Here is an 18,399-nt window from a genome sequence, read left to right on the forward strand (position 1 = left end):
AGAATACAAGATGAAAAAAACATTATACTTTCTTTGTACAGGAAACTCATGCCGCAGTCAGATGGCAGAAGGCTGGGGGAGAGAAATTCTCGGCGAGGAATGGAATATCCAAAGTGCTGGCATCGAAGCACATGGGGTCAATCCACAAGCAATACGTGCGATGAAAGAGATAGGGATAGATATCTCTAAGCAAACGTCCGATGTAATAGATTCCGAAATTCTTCACCAAGCTGATCTAGTAGTAACGCTTTGTGGAGACGCAGCCGACAAATGCCCTGTTACTCCACCTTCGATCCTTCGTGAACACTGGGGTTTTGATGATCCGGCAAAAGCAATTGGAACGGAAGAAGAAATTTGGGCGGAATTTCAGCGTGTACGCGATGAAATAGGGGAACGGATACGGCTGTTTAGTAAAGGTACCAAGTCCACATACAATTCCAGAACAATTTAGAATTGTATTAGAACCTGGTAATTAAAATGTATCGCCAAAAATATGGGACTTTGAGTTCACATCCACACGATGAATTATTCATCGTGTTTTTGTGTGAATAAAAATTGTTTATTTTCTGATCTACATTGCAATAGTAAGTTAACCACTTAGTATTGGGACCTGGTATCCTACTTTTCTTTGTCTTGTAGTTGCACAATTGCTAAGCAAGCAACACCGATAGACAATAGTGTGATGGCACTGTCTACAGATAAATCACCTAAAATACTTAAAACTAGTGTACTGACACCCATTGCTAAGGCAACTGATTTGAAAATAAGTTTGACATTTTTCATATGAATAAGCTCCAATTCAGGCCAGTAACGGCATTTTTAGAAAGTGCATAAGATGACAGAATATACCATTCATTTCCCATTACCTCTTTTGTCGTTTTTTTTGGAAAATGCAGTCATCAATACGATAAAAACAGGTAATACACTCCATAAAAAGAAACCCCAATGCTGTGTCAGCAAGGACAATGCTAAGAAGAAAGCAATTGCGACAATTGAAATATATACCGTACGTTTTTGAAAATGATTCATTTTGCACGCCCTTTTCGTGGTACTAGTTATATGTATCGACGAACATTTTGGCAATACTTTGTATACGCTTCTCCGTGGATTTTTACTAACGATTGTTCTTCGAGTCGTACTTGTCGATTAAACAACCAAAAACCTAAGATCAAATACACTAATACGATCCAATTAGGATAAATGAGGAACTCACCCAATAAGACCATCCCAAAAGCAGTATATATTGGATTTCGACTGATGGAAAAAGCGCCAGTAGTAATCAAAGAACCTGGATTTTCTTCATCAATGCCTACTCTAAAGCTTTTTCCAAATGAAATTAAGCTATAAACGAATAGCAAAAGCCCGCCGAAGCATAAGACCACGCCTATCCAGCCGATGAATTCATTGGTAAATAGCTTTGTTCCTAGCGTTGGTAAATGGAAGACGTTTGAAATGATTACATAGAATAAGAGCAACGCAAAGGGTGGTATGATGAAATCTTTTTTATCCATTTTGCCAAATTTTAATACGTTAATACCAAATTTTTTTAATTGAATTGACCTAATGATCACCAATATGATTAATAGGGTAATCGTTGTAACAGCAATGTATCCTTGCATCATGCCCACCTCTTTCATTCACTTTTTTCTATCCTACTCCATTAATAAATCGTGTCTCATTCCACCATTTGAATGTTCTGCTTCCTTCATTACTTATAAAAATTCACTACGTTATATACCAATCTACTAGCTCACTTTATTGGGGAAAGATGTATCTAAAGACATCTTATCACAACTATCACAATGAAAAACTACGTTAGTTGACTACTCTGATAAATAATGAGGTACCAGGTCCCGATACAACTTGGAAACAATTCAGAATAGCATCGGAACCTAGTACCCACAGGAAAATACCCTACCGTTAAAATTTGACTTGACATTCAAAGTCTGAAGATTCATACTAAGTATATGAATAGAAGCTTGCGAATGAAGGAAGTGAGAACGCCATGTCATTACGAGAGAAGAAAGTTGAAAAGAAAAAGGAAGAGATCCGAGAATCCGCAATGAGTGTAATTGCGGAGAAGGGATATCATGCCACTACGATGGAAGATATTGCAGCGAAGTTACTCATGACAAAGGGTTCTGTTTACTATTATTTTAAAGATAAAGAATCACTTGTGTATGAAAGTCATAAAATACTTCTGGAACAAAGCATGGAGCAACTCCAAAATGTGTTGGCGGAAGAACTCTCATCTGTGGCGAAGCTGCGGAAGGCTATGATCGTCCACATGGAATATGTCATTACAGAAAGAACGGATTTCTTACTAGGTGCTAAACCAGATCAAGTGTTTGAAGGGGCGCATTTACAAGAAATCTTACACCTTAGAAATCAATACAGTGATTGTATGAATCAACTGATTCAACAAGGCATTCAGGACGGAAGTTTTGTACAAGTAGATATTAAGATTGTGAATTATATTATTCTAGGTGCCATGAACAATGCGGTAATTTGGTATTCTCCAAAAGGTAGTAAAAGTATACAAGAGTTGGCTAATTCCATTGCGGATTATTTATTAAAAATCCTATTGTAGGACTATATATTATTTTGATAAGAAAGGGAGCGGAGCAATTATGAAAATGAATCACGTATCAGCAGTTATTACAGGAGGCGCTTCAGGACTCGGAGAAGCTACGGCAAGAGAGATTATAGCAGCGGGAGGACGGGTAACGATTTTGGATTTGCAAGTAGATCGTGGGAATGAATTGGTAAAGGAGCTTGGAGATTCTGCATCATTCGTCAAGACAGATGTTACGAGCACGGAAAGTGTTCAGATAGCTTTAGATCATGCGGTGAGCACTTTTGGCAAAATCAATACAGTTGTTAATTGTGCGGGCGTTGGTGTGGCGGAAAAAACATACAGCGGCAGAAAAGGTGCGCATGACCTGGAAAACTTCAGCAAGGTCATTCAGATCAATCTGATCGGGACGTTTAATACGATTCGTCTCGCTGTCGAGCATATGACGAAAAATGAACCGAATGATAAAGGCGAAAAAGGCATCATTGTGAATACGGCATCTGTTGCGGCGTTTGACGGACAGATTGGTCAAGTGGCGTATGCCGCATCAAAAGGCGGTATCGTGAGTATGACGTTGCCGATTGCGAGAGATTTGGCTTCTGAAGGCATTCGCGTGATGACCATCGCACCGGGCTTGTTTGAAACTCCGATGTTTGCTTCATTGCCAGAGAAGGCTAAGGAATCTCTCGGCGCGATGGTGCCTTTCCCTTCGCGGCTCGGCTACCCTGAGGAATACGCGCAATTGGTTACAAGCATTTGCGAAAATACGATGCTGAACGGGGAAGTCATACGTCTGGATGGAGCAGTCCGTATGCAGCCTAAATAAAGGCTGGAAATAACTATCGATTAAATGTAAGGGCTTACAAATAAAAATAAGAAAGAAGGGTTTATATGAGAGAAGCTGTAATTGTGGAATGGGTCAGAACACCGGTAGGAAAACGGAATGGTGTATTGAGTGCGATACGGGCGGAAGATTTAGCAGCCAAGCCGCTGGCGGAAGTTATCAAACGAGCGGGAATTGATGCGGGGCTAGTAGAGGATGTCATCTTCGGATGCGTATCGCAAGTAGGGGAACAATCTTTTGACATCGCGAGAGTCGCAGCTTTGCAGGCAGGATATCCGATCGAAGTACCGGGGACGACCGTGGATAGACAATGTGGATCTAGCCAGCAAGCCCTGCATTTTGCAGCGCAGGCTATTATTAGTGGAGATATGGACGTTGTCGTTGCAGGAGGTGTCGAGAGCATGTCGCGAGTGCCGATGGGGAGCAGCCGACTAGACGTGATGTTTAGTGAAGAACTCACATCGAAATATGAAATGGTCCACCAAGGTGAGTCAGCGGAAAGAATTGCGGATCAATGGGAAATATCAAGAGAGGAAATGGATCGCTATTCGCTAGAAAGCAATGAGAAGGCGGTAACTGCTAGAAAGGAAGGTAGGTTTGAAAAAGAAATCATGCCGATTGAGGTAACACTTCCTGACGGTACGAACATGACAGTGAAGGATGATGAAGGGCCAAGGGAAGATACCACGATGGAGAAGTTGAGTATGTTGAAAACTCCTTTTAGGAAAAATGGCGATGTGACGGCTGGAAACTCCAGTCAAATCAGTGACGGGGCAAATGCCATTTTGCTAATGTCACGTGAAAAGGCTGAAGAACTTGGTTTGAAGCCACGGTTTAAAGTACTTACCCGCGTAGTGGTTGGTTCCGATCCGACTCTCATGCTGACAGGGCCCATACCAGCGACACAAAAAGCGTTGGAGAAAGCAGGACTAACCCTTGATGATATAGATATTTTTGAAGTCAATGAAGCATTTTCGGTTGTGACGATTGCTTGGTTGAAAGAAACAGGTGCAGATCCGAAGAAGTTGAATCCTAACGGTGGGGCCATTGCTCTTGGTCACCCACTCGGAGCAAGTGGCGGACGCTTGATGATTACGATGATGAGTGAACTGGAAAGAACAGGCGGCCGTTACGGACTGCAGACAATGTGTGAAGGTCATGGCATGGCAAATGCGACGATTTTGGAACGATTAGATTAATTGCTGATCATGAATGAAGACACGTGAAGAGGAGAGATTTCATTGCCATTAGATTCTATTCGGGTACTGGATTTATCGCGCTTGTTACCGGGTCCTTACTGTTCGATGCTTCTTGCAGATTTTGGTGCAGAAGTGATCAAAGTTGAAGAGCCTCATACCGGAGACTATGCGCGGGCAGAATCGCCTAAGATAGGGAAAGATAGTGCGTTTTTCCATTCGTTGAACCGCGGCAAAAAGAGCATTTGTCTAAATTTAAAAGATGTGGAAGACAAGCAACGGTTTAAGCAGCTGGTGAAAGACTCGGATGTTGTGATTGAATCATTTCGGCCGGGCGTAATGAAGCGGCTCGGATTGGACTATGAAATTTTGAACAAGATCAATCCAGGGCTTGTCTACTGTGCAATCACAGGTTACGGACAAGACGGTCCATACGCTAGCTTGCCCGGTCATGATCTAAATTACATTGGTTATACGGGACTACTGGATATGATGGGTGAACGACACGGCGCGCCGCAAATCCCTGCTACGCAAATTGCAGATATTGGGGGGGGTGCTTACCCGGCAGCAATGGGGATTATGCTTGCCTTGTTCGAAAGACAGAAGACCGGAAAAGGGCAAATGGTCGATATTTCGATGATGGATGGCGTGCTTTCTTGGATGCCAACAGTCTTTCCTAGTTTTCTGGCAACAGGACAACTGCCGCAAAGAGGTGAATTAGATTTAAGTGGCAAGCGTGCTTCTTATGCTGTGTACGAAACGAAAGACCATAAATGGTTGGCTGTTGGCGCATTTGAATTAAAGTTTTGGAGTGAGTTTTGCAGAGTCATTGGAAAAGAAGATTTTGTAGCGAAATTGCATGATCCTGTAGACGTTCAATTGCAGATGAAGGAAGAAATTCAAGAGATTTTATTGCACAAGACGAGCGCGCAATGGATGGAAATATTCGATCAGGTGGCGGCTTGTGTAACGCCTGTTCTGTCGTTCGATGAAGTACTAGATGATCCACAAGTCAAGGCCCGTGGGATGATTCAGGAAGTGGAGCATCCGGAAATTGGGCCAGTGACGCATATCGCAACGCCTATTAAGTTGTCGAGAACACCAGGCAAAATTCTAAGCGCAGCACCTTTGTTAGGTGAGCATACAGCTGCGGTACTCGGTGAGTATGAATAAGAACTCGATCCGTATGATGTTGCAACTGGTATTGAAAGAGAATGTATCGCGTCAGGAAAATAGAAACTGTATTTCAATAAGTTTAGTGAGAGAAAGGGGACAATTCTAATGGATATCGGCCTATCACTTTCCCGTAACGCACGTAGAATACCTGAAAAAACAGCAATTATTTATGAAGATCGAACATTTACGTATCGCGAGTTGAATCAAGAGGTGAATAAACTATCACACGGACTGATTCAACATGGTGTGAAAAAAGGTGACAAAGTAGCACTCATGATGAAAAACTCAGATACCTTTATTATCGTCTACTATGCGATTTTGAAAGCAGGAGCCATTACGGTTCCGGTAAATTTCCGCTTAACAGCTACTGAAGTGTCGTATATTTTGGATGATAGTGATACAAGTGTCGTGTTGTTTGACGAAGAGTATGCTTCGTTGATTGATAAAGCAACAGCGGAAAATAGCAAAATAGATGTAAAAGTCACGACGGGTGCTACCGCTATAAGCAACCAAATCACTTACGAAGATTTACTACAAGATAATACGGATGATCCCGATATTTCTGTCGATGAAGCGGATGATGCTGAAATATTATATACATCGGGGACTACTGGCTATCCGAAAGGCGCGTTATTTGATCATCACCGCGTACTTCACGTAGCTTTTAACACCGCCTTAATCCTCAAAATACATCCCGAAGACGTATTGTTCCATGCGGCACCGTTGTTTCATTCCGCACAATTAAATTTATTTCTCGTGCCAGGAATTTATTTAGGTTGCACGCAAGTCGTACATCAAAACTTCGAACCTCAAAAAGTCTTACAGGCTATCGATCAATATAAAATCAGCTTGTTCTTTGGTGTACCGACGATGTACAATTTCTTGTTGCAAGTTCCAGACAAACAGCAATATGATCTCTCTTCTGTTACGCGATGCGGGTATGGCGCAGCACCGATGCCTGTCGCGTTGTTAGAACAGATTATGAAACTCTTCCGTACAGATCAGTTTTACAATATGTGTGGTCAGACAGAAGGGGGACCAGGTGGCGGAGCTTTTCTCATGCCAGCAGATCATAAAGATAAAATTGGCACTGGAGGAAAAGCTTCGCTGAATACGGAAATTCGCGTTGTGGATGATCATGGAGAAGATATTTCTCCCGGTGAAGTGGGTGAATTTATTATTCAAAGCGAGATGGTCATGAAGGGCTATTATAATAAGCCGGAGGAAACTGCGAAAGCTATACGAAACGGTTGGCTCTATACCGGGGATTTGGCGACAATTGACGAAGATGGTTTCGTTACATTAGTAGACAGAAAGAAAGATATGATCGTTTCTGGAGGAGAGAATGTCTACTCAACAGAAGTTGAACAAGCGCTGTACAGGCATCCTCAGCTATTAGATGCGACAGTAGTCGGCTTGCCGGATCCGGTTTGGGGAGAGAAAGTAGTTGCGATTATTGTAGCGAAGAAAGATGAGAAGCTCGACTACGCAGAATTGAAAGCATTTTGTAAAGAACATCTAGCGGATTATAAAGTACCAGTCGAATTTATCGAAGAGCAAGAAATACCTAGAAATGCCTCAGGAAAAGTGTTGAAATATCGTATTCGTGAAGCACTGGTCTCCAATAGACCTGTTAATCCTCACGTATAAAAATAGATGCTTTCTTAATGGGAAGTAAAGGAGTGGCGGATGCATGAAGAGACCATTTATGACGGAAGAACATGAACAGCTCAGAAAAGCGGTGCAGAAATTTTTAAAGAAGGAAGCCGTTCCTTATATAAATGAGTGGGAGAAAGAAAAGCAAGTGCCTAGGTCATTCTGGAGAAAAGCTGCGGCGCAAGGATTGATTGCACCTTCAGTTGAAGAAAAGTATGGCGGTTTAGGCGCTGATTTCGGCTATGCTGTAGTTATTAGTGAAGAGTTTGAAAAAGTGGCAAGCGGAATCGGCGGAATTGGACTTCATAATGATATCGTTATTCCTTATATACAATCCTTTGGTTCGGACGAACAGAAAGAACGTTGGCTCACGAAAGCCGTGACAGGAGAGATGATTAGTGCAATTGCTATGACGGAACCAGGCACAGGTTCCGACCTCGCAGCAGTTCGGACAACTGCAGTGAAAAAGGGAGACCGTTATATTATTAATGGGGAAAAGACCTTCATAACAAATGGCTTTTCTGCCGATCTTGTTATTGTCGTCTGTAAAACAGATCCTACTGCATCGCCTGCTCATAAAGGCATTAGCTTGATCATAGTGGAAGAAGGAATGCCCGGGTTTACAAAAGGGAAAAAACTGAATAAAGTAGGGCAGCATGCGAATGATACGAGTGAATTGATTTTTGAAGATGTATCGGTTCCTGCGGAAAATCTTCTTGGCGAGGAAGGCAAAGGATTCTACTATTTGATGGAGAAATTGCAACAAGAACGCTTGATGTGCTCCATTCAAAGTTTAGCTTCCGTGCAACAAATGATTGATATCACTTTGGCGTATGTCAAAGAGCGACAGGCATTCGGTAAGAGGATCGGCGACTTCCAAAATACGCAATTTAAAATGGCGGAGATGCAAACGAAGGCAACCATTGGCCAAACATTTGTTGACCGATTAATTACAGAGCATATGCAAGGACAACATGTCGTGGATGAAGTATCGATGGCTAAATGGTGGACTAGTGATTTGGCGCAAGAAGTGGCGATACAATGTATGCAATTTCATGGCGGCTACGGGTATATGGAAGAATACGAGATCGCCAGAAGGTACCGGGATGTAGCGGTCGGCTCGATTTATGCTGGGACCAATGAAATTATGAAAGTGATTATTGCGAAGAATATGGGGCTTTGAATGAAGGAGAGTGGCATTTTCAATTATATGACTAACTGTTTCATATTAATAATATTCAATCGTTTCCTGAAATTTAATCAAAACGAATAATAACTGGTTACCTAATGGGAGAGATAAGCGATGAATTATGAAGAGATGATGCATATGTTTTCATGGGAAGATGCAGAGACGCAGTATGAAGGTGATCCAAATGGCGTGATGAATATTGCGAATGAAATATGCGATCGCTGGGCAAAAGATCCTAAAAGGGTAGCAATTTATTGGGAAGATGAACTGGGGAATAAAGAAACATGGACGTATTGTCAATTGAAAGAGAAATCCGATAAAATGGCTAACGCGCTTCAGTCAATGGGGGTCACAAGAGGTGATCGTGTAGCAGGGTTGCTTGGAAAAGATATGGAATTGCTTGTAACGATTTTAGCAACTTTTAAAGTAGGTGCTATTTTTGTTCCACTATTCACAGCCTTCGGTCCAGATGCCCTCGTCTATCGGTTGAAAGATGCAGGTGTGCGTTTACTTCTGACAAACAGTGAACAGTCAACTAAACTGGAAGGTAAAGAACTATCAATTGATTTACTCCTCACTGATGGTCAAACAAACGACGGCAAAAGTTTCTGGGAATTTGTAAACTCTTTTTCCAGTGAATTCACAATGGAACGAACGTTGGGAAATTCCCCTGCAATCATTCAATATACTTCAGGAACGACTGGAATGCCAAAAGGGGCTATTACAAAACATAAAGTGGTATACAGTCTTCATCCATACTGGAAATTCGCTTTGAATTTGGAAGAAGAAGATGTGTTTTACGGTGGGGCTGATTTGGGTTGGGCGTACGGATTAATCGCTTCAACTATAGGTCCGTTAAGTCAGGGAGCTAAAATTGTTTTCTACAAAGGTCCGTTTGATCCTAAAAAGATATATAAGCTTTTAAGTGAATATCAAGTGACTAGTTTTGCTTATGCACCGACAGCATTCCGCATGATGATGGCATTGGGGTCAGAAATAATTAAAAAATATGATCTCAAAATAAAGAAAATGAGTAGTGCAGGAGAACCTTTGAATACTGAAGTAGTGAGGTTTTTTGAAAAAAATTTAGGGAGACCAATCTATGACCATTATGGCGCAACAGAAATGGGCATGATTGTGAACAACTACCATATTTCGACCATGAAAGTAAAACCAGGGTCAATGGGTCTTCCACTACCTGGCTATACTATTGGCTTGATTGATGAATATGGAGACCCCGTAACTAAAGGAGAAGTAGGTCAAATTGCTGTAGACACATCAGATGGTAATACAGCGTTTGGAGGTTATTGGAACGCGGATGAAAAATTAGCTGAAAAGATGCGTGGTAGTTGGTTTTTATCCGGAGATCTTGCTTCAGAGGATATAGATGGATATCTTTGGTTTCAAGGTCGTGCAGACGATGTTATCTCAAGCGCTGGTTACCGAATAGGGCCCACTGAAGTTGAATCCTGTCTAATGGAGCATCCTGCGGTTTTGGAGACGGCGGCAATTGGCAAGCCAGATGTAACGAAAGGCGAAACTGTTAAAGCATTTATTGTCCTCAATAAAAGCTTCGCATCTACTGACGAACTTAAAGAAGAACTCATCTCCTTTGTGAAAGAGAAGTTATCCAAACATCAATATCCAAAGGAAATCGAGTTTGTAGATGAATTACCCAAAACTCAAAGTGGAAAAATACAGCGTTATTTACTGAAAGAGCAGGAGAGGAAGAAATATTCTCTGTAAAACAGTAGATAAAGCTAGTAATGAACATCATACTTTCATTGTACAGTATATAATTCACTAGTGTTGTGAGAATAGCATTTCATAGTTTGCACAAAAAACGCGATGAACAAACCATCGCGTTTTTATGTTTTACGGTTGGATAAGTACTTTAATACAACCGTCTTCTTTCTTATCAAAAATGGAATAAGCGTCTGCTGCGTCTTCTAATTTTACTTTGTGTGTAATAATATCTGTCGGATCAAATTCTTTTGCTTCAATTTTTTTAAATAGTTCTGGCATTAAGTGAATGACAGGTGCTTGTCTCATTTTCAAGGAAATGTTGTGTGTGAAGAAATCACCCAAAGGGAAGTTGTTGGCATCTGTCGCATAAACACCCGTTAATTGCACTGTCCCGAACTTCCGTACCACTTGTGAAGCCGTGATAATCGGGCTAATTGTTCCGAATTGGTTATCCCCACTTGATCCAAATGTTTCACCTGGTTGCACCGTTCCATCCATACCTACGTAATCAATGACGACGTCTGCGCCGCCTTTCGTTTCTTCATGCAATAATTTACCGATATCGTCATGATCTTTGAAATTATAGGTTTCTACTTTATTAGTCTTTTCCGCATGCTTCAAACGATAATCGACATGGTCTACCGAAATGACTCGTTTTGCACCTTGCATCCAGGCAAATTTTTGCGCCATTAATCCAATAGGACCGGAGCCTAAAATAATTGCGGTATCGCCTTTTTTCAATCCGCTATGAAGGACACTCCAATAAGCTGTAGGAATAACATCAGATAGCAAGGCGAGATGCTCGTCATCCAGCTCACTGTCTTCTGGAACTTTAAATGAGGTGAAGTCTGCGTATGGAACACGTAAATATTCCGCTTGGCCACCTGGGTAGTTTCCATTTGGCTCAGCAAATCCGAATAGTCCACCAACTTCTCTATGTGGATTGGATTCATCACACTGACTTTCCATTTCGTGTTGGCAGAAGAAACATTCTACCGCACCCTATATTAAACGGAATGACGACCCGGTCGCCTTTCTTCAATGTTTTCACTTCCGAACCTACCTCTTCGACAATTCCCATTGGCTCATGGCCTACTACATAATCTTGCTCAGGCACAATTCCGCCATGGTATAAATGCAAATCTGATCCACAAATACCACTCGTCGTAATGCGTACGATTACATCACTATTTTCTTGGATACTTGGAGCTTTGACTTCTTTAGTGACCATGGACTTCTTTCCTTGAAATGTTACTGCTTTCATACCATCACATCCTCTTTGCGTTGTGCTTATTTGTACCCGTCTACCTTCTATCTAAACTAAGAAAGTAGGATATGATTATTGGTACCTAGTAGAGAAGTAGATGGTAGAATTGGAAACATAATGGTGTATGTATGTTAAGAGAAGTGCTATAAAGGGAAGTGAAGAATAAGGAGGGATTCATTCATGTTACAAGAAAGTGAAATGAAGCACTTACAACGATCTGTCGAATTAGCGGAAATTGCGCTACATAAAGGAGATCAGCCATTTGGTTCGGTGTTGGTTTCAGCGAGTGGTGAAGTGTTAGCTGAAGATCATAATCGTACAAGTGGAGGCGATCCAACGCAACATCCGGAATTCGCTTTAGCACGTTGGGCCGCAGACCATATGGACGCAGATGACAGAGCGAAAGCGACAGTGTTTACGTCAGGTGAACATTGCCCGATGTGTGCATCAGCCCATGGGTTAGTCGGTTTGGGACGGATTGTGTATGCTAGTTCATCGAAACAGTTAACGCAGTGGAAGAAAGAAATGGGTATCACGACGCCTGCTCCTGTGAACAGTTATCCAATTCAAGAAATGGTGCCTGCTGTAGAAGTAGTTGGGCCGATAGAAGAGTATGCGGAGCAAGTGCGAGAGTTGCAACGGCAGTACTATCAGAAAAATAATTGAAGTAGATTATGCGAAGAGAGCCGTTTGTTTTGGCTCTCTTCGCATAATGATTAACAAAACTTTTTTTCGAAATTACAGAATTAAGGATTGAATTACAGACAGAGGAGATTGTCTCCTTCATGTATATTAATAATCTCTATGTTATGATAACGGGATAAAATAAAACATGTCGGTGGAAGGGGAAAAAGTCTTTAAACCGCAAATTAACTAGTTAAAAAGGGGAGGAATCCTAAAGTGATTATTCATCCAATTAAAGCCTATTCTGATAATTATATATGGTGCATTCAAGAAGAAACTGAGGCAGTTGTGGTGGATCCAGGAGAAGCGAAAGGTGTCCTTGATTACCTTGAAGAAAAGCAGCTTCGTTTGGCGGCCATTCTTTTAACTCATACGCATGATGATCATACCGGCGGGGTACGGGAGATTCTAGAGAGTCATCCGGAAAGTGTTGTTTATGGACCGAAAGAAACGAAAGACTTGGTGAATAGTGTTGTAAAGGAAGGGGACTCCTTTAATTTGTTGAGCCAAACTTTCCAAGTCTACGAATCAGGAGGTCATACGCATGGCCATATCAGTTTTTTAATGGGAAATCATCTCTTTTGCGGGGATGCCTTGTTTTCAGCAGGATGCGGTCGGGTTTTCACCGGCGATTACGAAGCTCAATATGAAACTTTGCAGAAATTTAAGCGCTTGGATGATGATGTACATGTTTATCCCGGTCACGAGTATACCGAAACTAATTTACGTTTTGCATACGAAATGCATCCCGATAATAAAAAAATCTCCAAATCATTGGAAGAAGTCCAGGAATTGCGTGCGAAAGGACAGCCAACGCTCCCGTCAACGATCGGCAAGGAGAAGGAAATTAACGTCTTTCTGCAAGTGGACACCTTGGAGGACTTTATCGAATTGCGTAACGCCCGTGATGACTTCTAGAACCATTACGGGGTTGCTTTTTGCCGAATGATGTATCGTATCAAGTGTAGTAATATAGTATCTATGTTAAAATGAGTTCAATAAAATGATGGAGGATGATAGTAATGAACCAAGTGCTTGTTGAAATTTGTTTACGTGTTAGAGACATTGATGCTACTTTAGATTTTTATACGGAGCTTTTTGATTTTGAAGTAGCCAGTCGCAGAGAATTCCCTGAGCATAAATTTGATTTAATCTACCTAAATTCACCAGGTTCTTCCGTACAAATAGAACTTACGTATAATTATGATGCAGAACCGTATGTTATTGGAAATGGTTTTAGTCATTTAGGCGTAACAGTAAATGATCTAGAAAAAATGCATGAAATTTGTAAAGCTTCTTCTTATGAAACAGGTGAATTGAAAGGACTTGCAGGTGGAACACCTTCTTACTTCTTTGTGACTGACCCTGATGGCTATAGAATCGAAGTAAAGCGTAAGCACTAAAACGTTCTAAATACAAAAATGATTGTAAAAAGCCTAACCCTCCACCCTCTACTTATTAAATAGAGAAATGAGGATTAGGCTTTTATTTTAATGTCGTGTCATTTCTCGTCTTATTATGAAAATGAGATAACTAACATTATTAAATTCATAACAATATGTGCAAACATATGTCCAAGCATTGCAAGCTCTAGATTGTGCTTCCAATAAATCCAACCAAAGAATAAGCCACCTATACCATTTAGTAGAATCATTCGGAACCAAATGAATGCGGTCATTTCTGTCATATGTGAGGTTGCGCTATAGTGACCTAATGCAAATATTAATGCGCTAATGAATATGGCAAGGATAAAGATCCAATTAGTAGGTTTTTTCGATTTTCGATTAAATAATTTCCAAAAAATAAAAACCAACAAGCTCATTACACCGAAACGCATTATTAGTTCTTCAACAACCCCTCCGTAGAGTAAAGCCGATATAAAGTGTAATGCAGTATACGGTTGTAATGTTTCGATTAAGCTATCTGGTAAGAACGGTTGAAAAAGATAATCGAATCCAATCACAACGACAGCTACAATCGACCCTAGTATTATAGCTAGTTTAATACCATTTATCCAATCTGACTTTGACTTTACTCTAGCGTTAGGGTGAATAACTACAGATTTCAAACCAACTTTATGAGCTGTGAAAAATCCAATTACAAGAACTACTATTATTATGATGAAATTAGGGATTATGGCGAGTAAGGCTAAAATTTCAGGTGGTCCCGAAATCCCCATCATTTCACTCAATTGCTTTAATTCGGTCGGATTTGTCAATAATATCGATAGTCCAATTAGATAAAGGAAAAACATTGCAATGATACTAACTAAAAGATAAATTAATAATCCTTTAACACTTTTTTGCTTTGTCATATACATCCCCCTCGTATATTAGTTGGAAAATCCTCAAATTAAGATTCTTTATAATTTGCATCCTCTTTTCTAGGAAACCATTCCATTCATCAATGAACATGCATTTGACAACATAATTAGCAGGAGTACATAAATTTATGCGCTGTTGAAAACTCGTCTGCCTATCATAAGGCGATTTACTATGGATAGTTGACTGTAACGTTAATTCAAAAACAAAAATAGGGACACCCACTCATGTACGAATTGAGTCCCTAGATGCCATGCATTTTAAAAAAACTTCCATGTACCGAACCCGTATCTCCATAAGAACAGCATGTTACCTATGCCGATGAAGTTTTTCAGCCCGTGGCCAAATGAAGTAGGAGAGTGAGATCACGATATCAAGGCCTACAATGAGCATCCAAAGCTTCAACATTTGAGATAAAGCTTCCGTTTTGTTGGCATTTCCAATTAGGTAAATCATTGCAACCAAGAATCCGCCACCGATGATAAACGCTAGTACATGTTGCAACGCACCTTTCACGGAATGGCGTGCATGCGCATATCCTGTTTTCTTCGCAGGTTTTGTGCCTTGCTTCTTGACGTAGTAAAGAAAACATTCATCCGCCCAGCGAATCATACTTTTTCCGAATGCGATCGATACCCCGAGATAAATCGCCGCAATGGCATGAACTTGAGTGGCAATAGCGCCGTTATAAAGATCAGTCGCCGTGACGACTAGCAATAGTAAATCGATGACTGGTGTTAACGCTAGAAAAAATAAGCCGAGCCGTTTTTTATTAAATACATATCGTGTAATGAGGCCAGCAAGAATAACGACCCAAAAGCCTATTTCACAAGCAATAATCGTCCAAGCAATGAAATCCATTCATTCACCTCTTTTACTAGAGTGATATTGGTTATGCGTATCATAGCATAAATATTCTAAATCGTTTATGGATTGGATGCCATTTAATGGTTTAATACTTATCTTCTACTATACTTCATCACACTAACTGAAAGTATAAAGAAAATGATGGTGATTAGTAGGAGATACACGACACTGACGAATGGAGAGATTTGCCATCCATTTACTTTGAAAAATACGCCCATATTCAACTGAAAGCTTTCTTTCACTTCAACGGGTGCTTGAGCGAATGCTTCAGCCATAGGAGCGTCCATGAGAATTTGGCGAAGCAAAGTAGCGATATGTGAGATGGGGAAGATGTGTATCATACTTTGTAAGTAGGCAGGTAAAGTGCCGATTGGAATGTAGATACCTGTAAGAAAACCGATCAATGTACCAATTACTGTACTAGCCGCAGCGAATGCAGGGGAGGTTTTAAAGAAAATGACGAGTAGAGAGATCATTGAACCAGCAGTCAAAACGGCTAGAAATATGACGCTTACTGATTGAATGATTTGTGTAAATGAAAGTACCGGCTCCCCAGTGGCAAAAAGCATAGCATTTGCTACAAGAAGAGTCATAATGCACATCAGGAATCCTATGGAGAGTGAGCTAATGATATAGCCACCGAGTAATACGGATTGTTTAATTGGCGTGACACGGAAATCTTTATAGGCATTGGTTGCTTGGTCGTTTACCATCACACTGAATGCGCCTAATGTAGTCGTCACACTCGTAACCGTGACGACTCCCGCAATAATCCAAGACAGCAACAGCCAATGCTTTGCTGGAAAGTCTGGCACTCCATCCGCGATTAGATCACCAAGAAAGAATACATAGAGTGCAATCAAGATGAACACAGCTAGCAATGAGAAAAACACTGCAGACTTATCCCGAAAATAGAGCAGTACATTTCTTTTAGCGAAAACTAGCATCGTCTACACACCCTCTCGATCATGAATACGGATAAAGACATCATCCAAACTAGATTTTCGTACTTCAAAAGACGTAATAAGCGATTGGTATTTATGTAACATAGGAATAGCTGCTGTTGTATTCGGTAAGTCGATTGTGTATCCACCAGTTTCTTCTTGAAATAGCACATGATCATGTAGAAAATGAGTACGCAGTGCAGTGTGATCGGTTGTCGTAATGAATAAGCGATCAGCAGAGTATTGCTGTTTTAAATCAATCGGAGTGCCTTTGGCGATAATCCGTCCTTCTTTTATGACTATAACAAAATCCGAATTCGCGGCTTCTTCTATATAATGAGTCGTCAGAAAAACGGTCATGCCATGTTCTTTTTGTAAGTGTCCAATCATTTTCCAGATTTGCTGACGACTTTGAGGATCGAGTCCTGTTGTCGGTTCATCAAGCAGCAATATTTTGGGTTGATGGAGAAGGGCACGTGCGATATCGACTCTTCGCTTCTGGCCGCCAGATAATTTGCCGTATCGCTGCTTCAAGATGGAATGAATATCTACAATTTCAGCGCATCGCTGAATGGCGGACAGTATTTCATGCTTGGCCATTCCATATAATTGTGCACGAATTGCCAAGTTCTCTTGTACAGACAATAGTGGATCTAGCAAGCTTTCTTGGAAGACGACTCCGATCTCTTTTCGAATGAATTCATCCTCTTTACCAACCGTAAATCCGTTGACCGTTACGGAACCACTGTCTGGTTGGAGCACGGTTAAAATAATAGAAATCACGGTAGATTTACCGGCACCGTTCGTTCCAAGAAATGAGAATAGACTGCCTTTTGTCACGTAGAAATTCAACTCGTCAACTGCTTTCACATGACCGAAAGATTTACTGACATTTTCTACTTCAATGATCGTCTGCATCCCGTTTCCTCCTCTGCAAAATCATATGATTTATTTTCATCTCGTCTGCTTTATTGTGTAAATAAATAAGTGAAATAACAGATCCATACGCAATAAGCCCCACCAGTACAACCATCACGACATTATACAGCCCGAAAGGATATAAGTTGAAAAATGCACCCGCTACGATCATCACAGTCATGACGCAGCTAGCTTCCAATGTATACACCCACATTGGATTCTCTAGTGGCAATAGATGCGAAAGCCAAATGAGAATCGTAATGACGATGGAAATGACTAGCATGGAAAGAGTCATTTTTTCTGTCAGTGGAGGGAAGATTCCAAGTAACCGAAATAAAGAGTAGACGATTGTGCTGAATGTAAACGCGAAGCAAGCCCCGCTTATATAGAGTAAAAGATTTTTCAACTGGATCACCTCATCCTAGGAAATGCTTTCGAAATATTTTGCGTAGTGTCGATTCACGATGACCATTTCACCGTTTTCCAAGGTTGCTTCAAATCGCCCATTCAATAACGCACGCACACTTTCTATTTTGGATGTATTGACCATCATATGTTTGCTGACTCGTAGAAATCGCGTATTTTTCAATTGATTCTCAAATTCATAAAGCTTCAGTTCGCTTTCATAGACGTCTTCCTGTGTGTACAAAAAGGAGGCATTGTCTACTGTTTCGATATATAGAACATCACTGGATTGTATCGAAAATACAGCGTCATCTTTTGTAACTGTAAAGCTATACATCATTTGGTTGATCTGACGTATGAGACGGGATAAGCGCTCATCTATTTCAGGACATCTAATGGTGATTTCAATCTCCTGAAATTCATTGGATTCTTCAATTTTCAGCCGGATGGTCATCACCTCTAGTTAGTCTTCATGGCTGAATCGTATCACGGTCATGAAAATCGAACAATAGCTTTTACAGTGACCTGCATATAGAAGGGGTTTAGTTGCATGAAGAGCCGTTACGGTTCAAATGATTGGTGAATGAATTGGACATTTCGTAACGCTGAAG

Annotated in this window: 20 protein-coding genes and 1 pseudogene; 11 read left to right on the plus strand and 10 right to left on the minus strand. The window is 40.9% G+C overall.

Annotated elements, in window-relative coordinates; all coding sequences use genetic code 11:
- Nucleotides 1–10: 10 nt before the first annotated feature.
- Complete coding sequence (gene arsC, locus CSV67_RS06215) at nt 11–451, plus strand: arsenate reductase (thioredoxin) (RefSeq protein WP_099630737.1); 441 nt, start codon at nt 11–13, stop codon at nt 449–451.
- A 167-nt stretch (nt 452–618) separates the two neighbouring features.
- Here the strand turns inward: arsC and CSV67_RS16655 are convergent, their stop codons facing one another.
- The 3 genes from CSV67_RS16655 to CSV67_RS06220 form a co-directional block, all read right to left on the minus strand.
- The gene (locus tag CSV67_RS16655) at nt 619–783 is read right to left on the minus strand and encodes a hypothetical protein (protein WP_158232893.1); all 165 of its coding nucleotides are present in this window, start codon (nt 781–783) and stop codon (nt 619–621) included.
- 69 nt (nt 784–852) lie between these two features.
- Nucleotides 853–1,029 carry a hypothetical protein gene (locus CSV67_RS16795; RefSeq protein ID WP_199173139.1) on the minus strand — a complete coding sequence of 59 codons (177 nt, stop codon included), beginning with the start codon at nt 1,027–1,029 and terminating at the stop codon, nt 853–855.
- 26 nt (nt 1,030–1,055) lie between these two features.
- Nucleotides 1,056–1,637: a methyltransferase family protein gene (locus CSV67_RS06220; RefSeq protein ID WP_233192567.1), complete on the minus strand. Its 582-nt coding sequence runs from the start codon at nt 1,635–1,637 to the stop codon at nt 1,056–1,058.
- 368 nt (nt 1,638–2,005) lie between these two features.
- On the opposite strand from CSV67_RS06220, the gene CSV67_RS06225 reads away from it, so the two are divergent.
- From CSV67_RS06225 to CSV67_RS06255, 7 genes are all read left to right on the plus strand, one after another.
- Nucleotides 2,006–2,590 (plus strand): TetR/AcrR family transcriptional regulator, encoded by a 585-nt coding sequence (locus tag CSV67_RS06225; RefSeq protein WP_099630739.1) that lies wholly within the window; start codon nt 2,006–2,008, stop codon nt 2,588–2,590.
- 40 nt (nt 2,591–2,630) lie between these two features.
- Nucleotides 2,631–3,401: a 3-hydroxyacyl-CoA dehydrogenase gene (locus tag CSV67_RS06230; RefSeq protein WP_099630740.1), complete on the plus strand. Its 771-nt coding sequence runs from the start codon at nt 2,631–2,633 to the stop codon at nt 3,399–3,401.
- Nucleotides 3,402–3,466: 65 nt separating this feature from the next.
- Complete coding sequence (locus CSV67_RS06235) at nt 3,467–4,618, plus strand: thiolase family protein (RefSeq protein ID WP_099630741.1); 1,152 nt, start codon at nt 3,467–3,469, stop codon at nt 4,616–4,618.
- Nucleotides 4,619–4,660: 42 nt separating this feature from the next.
- Complete coding sequence (locus CSV67_RS06240; RefSeq protein WP_199173140.1) at nt 4,661–5,788, plus strand: CaiB/BaiF CoA transferase family protein; 1,128 nt, start codon at nt 4,661–4,663, stop codon at nt 5,786–5,788.
- 108 nt (nt 5,789–5,896) lie between these two features.
- Nucleotides 5,897–7,441: a class I adenylate-forming enzyme family protein gene (locus CSV67_RS06245; protein ID WP_099630743.1), complete on the plus strand. Its 1,545-nt coding sequence runs from the start codon at nt 5,897–5,899 to the stop codon at nt 7,439–7,441.
- A gap of 43 nt (nt 7,442–7,484) precedes the next feature.
- On the plus strand, nt 7,485–8,630 hold the full coding sequence (locus CSV67_RS06250) for an acyl-CoA dehydrogenase family protein (RefSeq protein ID WP_099630744.1): 1,146 nt from the start codon (nt 7,485–7,487) through the stop codon (nt 8,628–8,630).
- A 120-nt stretch (nt 8,631–8,750) separates the two neighbouring features.
- Complete coding sequence (locus tag CSV67_RS06255; RefSeq protein WP_099630745.1) at nt 8,751–10,382, plus strand: acetate--CoA ligase; 1,632 nt, start codon at nt 8,751–8,753, stop codon at nt 10,380–10,382.
- Between the two features lie 129 nt (nt 10,383–10,511).
- On the opposite strand, the pseudogene CSV67_RS06260 reads toward CSV67_RS06255, so the two are convergent.
- Nucleotides 10,512–11,646 (minus strand): annotated as a pseudogene (locus CSV67_RS06260) (alcohol dehydrogenase catalytic domain-containing protein).
- A 183-nt stretch (nt 11,647–11,829) separates the two neighbouring features.
- On the opposite strand from CSV67_RS06260, the gene CSV67_RS06265 reads away from it, so the two are divergent.
- The 3 genes from CSV67_RS06265 to gloA all read left to right on the plus strand — a co-directional run bounded on the left by CSV67_RS06265 (nt 11,830) and on the right by gloA (nt 13,736).
- The gene (locus CSV67_RS06265) at nt 11,830–12,315 is read left to right on the plus strand and encodes a nucleoside deaminase (protein ID WP_099630746.1); all 486 of its coding nucleotides are present in this window, start codon (nt 11,830–11,832) and stop codon (nt 12,313–12,315) included.
- 234 nt (nt 12,316–12,549) lie between these two features.
- Nucleotides 12,550–13,251 carry a hydroxyacylglutathione hydrolase gene (gloB, locus tag CSV67_RS06270; RefSeq protein ID WP_099630747.1) on the plus strand — a complete coding sequence of 234 codons (702 nt, stop codon included), beginning with the start codon at nt 12,550–12,552 and terminating at the stop codon, nt 13,249–13,251.
- 104 nt (nt 13,252–13,355) lie between these two features.
- Nucleotides 13,356–13,736 (plus strand): lactoylglutathione lyase, encoded by a 381-nt coding sequence (gene gloA / locus CSV67_RS06275; protein ID WP_099630748.1) that lies wholly within the window; start codon nt 13,356–13,358, stop codon nt 13,734–13,736.
- A gap of 113 nt (nt 13,737–13,849) precedes the next feature.
- On the opposite strand, the gene CSV67_RS06280 is transcribed toward gloA, so the two are convergent.
- The 6 genes from CSV67_RS06280 to CSV67_RS06305 form a co-directional block, all read right to left on the minus strand.
- Nucleotides 13,850–14,647, minus strand: coding sequence for a CPBP family intramembrane glutamic endopeptidase (locus tag CSV67_RS06280; RefSeq protein WP_158232894.1), 798 nt, complete (start codon nt 14,645–14,647; stop codon nt 13,850–13,852).
- A gap of 316 nt (nt 14,648–14,963) precedes the next feature.
- Nucleotides 14,964–15,515: a hypothetical protein gene (locus CSV67_RS06285; protein WP_099630750.1), complete on the minus strand. Its 552-nt coding sequence runs from the start codon at nt 15,513–15,515 to the stop codon at nt 14,964–14,966.
- Between the two features lie 98 nt (nt 15,516–15,613).
- Nucleotides 15,614–16,468, minus strand: coding sequence for an ABC transporter permease (locus CSV67_RS06290; protein ID WP_099630751.1), 855 nt, complete (start codon nt 16,466–16,468; stop codon nt 15,614–15,616).
- A 3-nt stretch (nt 16,469–16,471) separates the two neighbouring features.
- The gene (locus CSV67_RS06295) at nt 16,472–17,383 is read right to left on the minus strand and encodes an ABC transporter ATP-binding protein (RefSeq protein WP_099630752.1); all 912 of its coding nucleotides are present in this window, start codon (nt 17,381–17,383) and stop codon (nt 16,472–16,474) included.
- The gene (locus tag CSV67_RS06300) at nt 17,367–17,789 is read right to left on the minus strand and encodes a DUF3021 family protein (RefSeq protein WP_099630753.1); all 423 of its coding nucleotides are present in this window, start codon (nt 17,787–17,789) and stop codon (nt 17,367–17,369) included. Before CSV67_RS06300 ends, CSV67_RS06295 begins: the two co-directional genes overlap by 17 nt.
- Nucleotides 17,790–17,804: 15 nt before the next feature.
- The gene (locus CSV67_RS06305) at nt 17,805–18,242 is read right to left on the minus strand and encodes a LytTR family DNA-binding domain-containing protein (protein ID WP_199173141.1); all 438 of its coding nucleotides are present in this window, start codon (nt 18,240–18,242) and stop codon (nt 17,805–17,807) included.
- Between the last annotated feature and the right edge of the window lie 157 nt (nt 18,243–18,399).

This window comes from Sporosarcina sp. P2 (genome assembly GCF_002743255.1).
Lineage (GTDB): Bacteria > Bacillota > Bacilli > Bacillales_A > Planococcaceae > Sporosarcina.